This is a genomic window from Romboutsia sp. (genome assembly GCF_035470145.1).
Taxonomy (GTDB): Bacteria; Bacillota; Clostridia; order Peptostreptococcales; family Peptostreptococcaceae; genus Romboutsia_D.
The window spans coordinates 1-4,341 of sequence record NZ_DATIRC010000259.1 but is presented as its reverse complement, the minus strand read 5'-3'; the positions used below and the strand labels follow the sequence as shown (position 1 = coordinate 4,341).

Genomic DNA, 4,341 nt, shown 5'->3' with positions numbered 1-4,341 from the left:
CTCATGTAATTTATTAAATTATCTCTTAAGTTATCTCTTTTTAAAGCAAAGTCTATAGTTGCTTCTAAGAAACCAAATTTATCTCCTACATCATATCTTCTTCCTTTAAAGTTATATGCATATATAGCTTCTTGATCTCCAAGAGTCTTTAGTGCATCTGTTAATTGAATTTCTCCACCTTTTCCAGGTTCTTGATTTTCTAATATATCAAATATAGCCGGAGTTATTATGTATCTACCAAGTATAGCTACGTTTGACGGTGCCTCTTCAACCGATGGCTTTTCTACCATGTCTTTTACTTTGTATACTCTGTCTTCTATATGTTTAACGTCTAATATTCCGTACTTATTAGTATCTTCCTTAGCTACCTCTTGAACACCTAATATGCTTGTCTTATACTCATTATACGCACCTATTAACTGTTTTAAACAAGGTGTCTCACAATCAACTATATCATCACCTAAAAGTACTGCGAAAGGCTCTTTTCCTATGAAACTTTTCGCACAGTGTATAGCATGTCCAAGCCCTTTTGGCTCTTTTTGTCTGATGTAGTGAATATTTACCATGTTAGATATATTTCTTACCATATCTAACATTTCTTGTTTACCTTTTTGTTCTAGTTCTAATTCTAATTCAACAGATTTATCAAAATGATCTTCTATAGATTTTTTGTTACGACCTGTTATTATAAGTATTTCTTCTATTCCTGAGTTTATAGCTTCTTCTATTATATATTGTAATGTTGGTTTATCTACGATTGGAAGCATTTCCTTTGGCTGTGATTTTGTTGCAGGTAAAAATCTTGTACCTAATCCAGCCGCTGGTATTATAGCTTTTTTAACTGTCATATTTATCATTTCCTCCATAAATTCATACTATCATCTCTTTAATATACCATATTTGCGTATTTTCTTCAATTTATGCAATAAAAAAACACTAGAATATCTAGTGTTCATGTCAAAATATTGAGCAAGTCTATAAGCGGAGTTCTGTATTAGACAATCATCTTTCTAGGCCTATTGTCACCAATAGGCTCAAGCGACCTACCAACCGGAGGATGCGAGCAACATCCTTTTAGCCCTATCTTGGTCTTGCTCCAGGTGGGGTTTACACATGAGACTAGTCACCTAGCCCATAGTGAGCTCTTACCTCACTTTTTCATCCTTACCACATAAGTGGCGGTTATTTTCTGTTGCACTTTCCTTAGGATCACTCCCACTAGGCGTTACCTAGCACCCTGCTCTATGGAGCTCCGACTTTCCTCACGCAGCAAATGCTGCCCGCGATCGTCTGGCTTACTTAATATTTAGTTGACTTTTATTATATTATCATGAATTTCAAATTATGTCAAAAGTTAATTTTAACTAATTATTTTAATTTAATCCAATTTATTATTTAAATATATTTATCAATTGATTAAATGCATTCTCATTACCATTACCCCCAACTTTAGTTAATTCTTTAGGAATTTTAGATAATAATAAATCTTTTTGTTTAGTGCATAGTTCATTTCCTACTATAACAACTGGAGAACTTTCTTTTGCTGCTAATACTCCTACTGATAGTGCATCTATCAAGTGATCTTGCTTTGTCATTCCATCTTTAGCTACAAATATATTATTTAATTCTTTACTTGTATAAAAATTCCCAATTATAACGGCATTTGTTTCATCTCTATTTAGCCCACCTAATCTTTTTGGATTAGGTAATTGGTTAGCTATTACACTTGAGACAGCATTTTCGCTTCCTATAATATAAGATGTTGTTATCTTGTTACTTTTTATAAATTCATTAAATACACTTGTTCCTTCCTTTGGTGAAGCAAGTACTATTGGCATATTTTTACTAGCTGCAACTGGAGCTATACTAACTGCATCAGCTAAACCTGTAACTCCGTTTACAACAGATATTTCAGATATAGTGCCTAGTCTTTTTGCTATTTCTAATGAAGTTTTATATCTATCATCACCACTAATTCTCTCTACTATTAATCCCATAGATTTTAGCTGAGAAATTACATTTTCAGATATTACACTTGTTCCCCCTATTACATATACATTTTTAGCATTTAGCCTAATTATTTCTTTTTTAGTTATATCATTTAAGCTATTACTTTCTGTTAAAAGTATAGGAGCATCCTTAAGTTTAGCAAAAGGTGTAGCAGAAAGTGCATCTACCATAGAGTTTGAATTTACAACTACTACGCTATTTGCCGTACTCCATCCATTTTGACTTATCTTTGTAGCAGTTTCATATCTTGTACTTCCTACTATTTCAGTAGTAATATATTTAGGCATTATTCCTACTGATTTTAATGCATTTGTTATTGTTTCTTTTTCAGTAGTAGTTTGGGCTTTTGATAATAAAACTTCTCCTAAATGCTTAAAGTCTGATTGAGAATACAATCCTTCTGTAAGAGCATCATAAAAAATTTCACCCATTCTTTCTTCTCCAATACCTTTAACGCTAACATTGTAATGTATTCCACCTTGTGATATTAGATACGCTAATTTACCTATCACTCCACTATTATCATGAACATAATTGTTATCACAGCTTGAATTGTGTACATGATATTCACTACATACTTTTAATTTACTTACATGGTCTATTTCTGGATCACTTAAATCTCTTATAATATATCCATTTCTTAAAAAATCTTCTCCTATAACCCAGTTAAAGTCTGTTTTATAGCTATGTTCTATTAAAGTTCCAAATATATCTGCATAAGCTTCATCTATAGCACCTGATTGAGAAACATATTCTAATCTTGCTGTATTCGCCACTACTGAATGAGTATATTCATGGCCTACTACATCTATTGAACCTGATGAATCATAAGTATATGAATCTCCATTTCCAAAGCCTAAAACATCTGATCCATTAATTTGTGCAGAAAAAGCATTGCCAGGAATATCTACATTTGCAAATACAACTGGTTTTTTCCCTTTTCCATCTAATCCATCTCTACTAAATTTATTATAATAAAAATCGTATGCTTTTCCTGCATAGTAATGTGCATCTACAAATTTTCCATCACTTTGTTGTAAGCTTGTACTATAGTACTTTGTATAATTATCAACAGAGTTAATCATATTATATATAGTGTAATATTCATTATTTGCATCAACTGTTTGTATTGGAGTTGCCCCTCTTGTTTTATCTATAAAGTAATATCCATCGTTAAAATTTGGTTCAGCTTCCTTGTATACTACTTGTATGTCTTTTTCATCTCCAAATACACCTTTTGCTTTGGTTGTATTTGTTCTGACTATTTTCTTTACATTTTCATATTGTTGTATTATATTTCCATGCTCAGCATCTATAAACATAGTTTGATCGTATAGTTCTTTTCCTAATACTTTTATATCCACCTTATATGCAAGTATATATTTATCTTGATTTTTATATAAATATAATTCTGATTCTATATCTTTCTTTCCTGTTGCTTTAAGCTTATTTGTTGCTATATTTATTGCTTGTTCTTTTGTTATATTCAATTTATACTTGAAATCTTCTAATGTTGCTTCTGCTGGTTCTATATATCCTGAAATTGATTTTATGTTTCCACTATAGTCTACACAAGCAACTATGTCTGAACCATATATTGGTATGTTATTTATATATTGTTGTAATCTTATTATTAGTTGCTCATCTTTTTCATCATTTTCTTTGCATTTAAGTTTGAAAGTTGATGCTGTTTCTAGTTTATTTAAATATTCAATTATAATTTGTTCTGAAGAAATATTTAATTTTTTCTTTTGTGTTTCTATGTCATCTGTAATTACAAATGCTTCTGTTTGATTTATAGCTTTTTGAATTTGATGATTTTCTATATTTGGATTTGCAAAAGTTAAACTAGTTATATTTACTATTGATAAACATAACGTTGTTGCACTTATTATGGTCTTTTTTAGTAATGTCAATATTTTTCCCCCTTATAATGACGTGTTCTTGCATAATCTCTTAAATTTAGCATTTATACTATGTTAACATTTTTTCACAAATTAGTAAATTTATTTATTTTACAATAAAAAAACTATGTACAAAGTACATAGTTTTAATTGGAGCTAGTGATAGGAATCGAACCTACAACCTGCTGATTACAAGTCAGCTGCTCTACCGTTGAGCCACACTAGCAAATTTAATTTTGGAGTTAGTACTCTGAAAACTGTATATCATTTAGAGTTTAATCATTTATTGGTCAAGTCCTCGACCTATTAGTATCGGTAAGCTAAATACATTACTGCACTTACACCTTCGACCTATCAACCAGGTAGTCTTCCTGGGGTCTTACCCTTACGGTGGGAAATCTTATCTTGAAGTCGGCTTCGCGCTTAG

General features: G+C 31.0%; 2 protein-coding genes, 1 tRNA gene, 1 rRNA gene and 1 other RNA gene. All 5 read right to left on the bottom strand.

Annotated features, from left to right (window positions below):
- A partial coding sequence (gene galU, locus VLM92_RS10990; protein WP_325276390.1) for a UTP--glucose-1-phosphate uridylyltransferase GalU occupies positions 1 to 848 on the bottom strand: 848 nt, incomplete at its 3' end.
- 114 nt (positions 849 to 962) lie between these two features.
- Positions 963 to 1,302, bottom strand: an RNA gene (rnpB, locus tag VLM92_RS10985) — RNase P RNA component class A.
- Positions 1,303 to 1,391: 89 nt separating this feature from the next.
- On the bottom strand, positions 1,392 to 3,926 hold the full coding sequence (locus tag VLM92_RS10980) for a cell wall-binding repeat-containing protein (protein WP_325276389.1): 2,535 nt from the start codon (positions 3,924 to 3,926) through the stop codon (positions 1,392 to 1,394).
- 139 nt (positions 3,927 to 4,065) lie between these two features.
- Positions 4,066 to 4,140: transfer RNA gene (locus VLM92_RS10975), tRNA-Thr, on the bottom strand.
- A gap of 60 nt (positions 4,141 to 4,200) precedes the next feature.
- Positions 4,201 to 4,341: ribosomal RNA gene (locus VLM92_RS10970) — 23S ribosomal RNA — on the bottom strand; the annotation flags it as partial.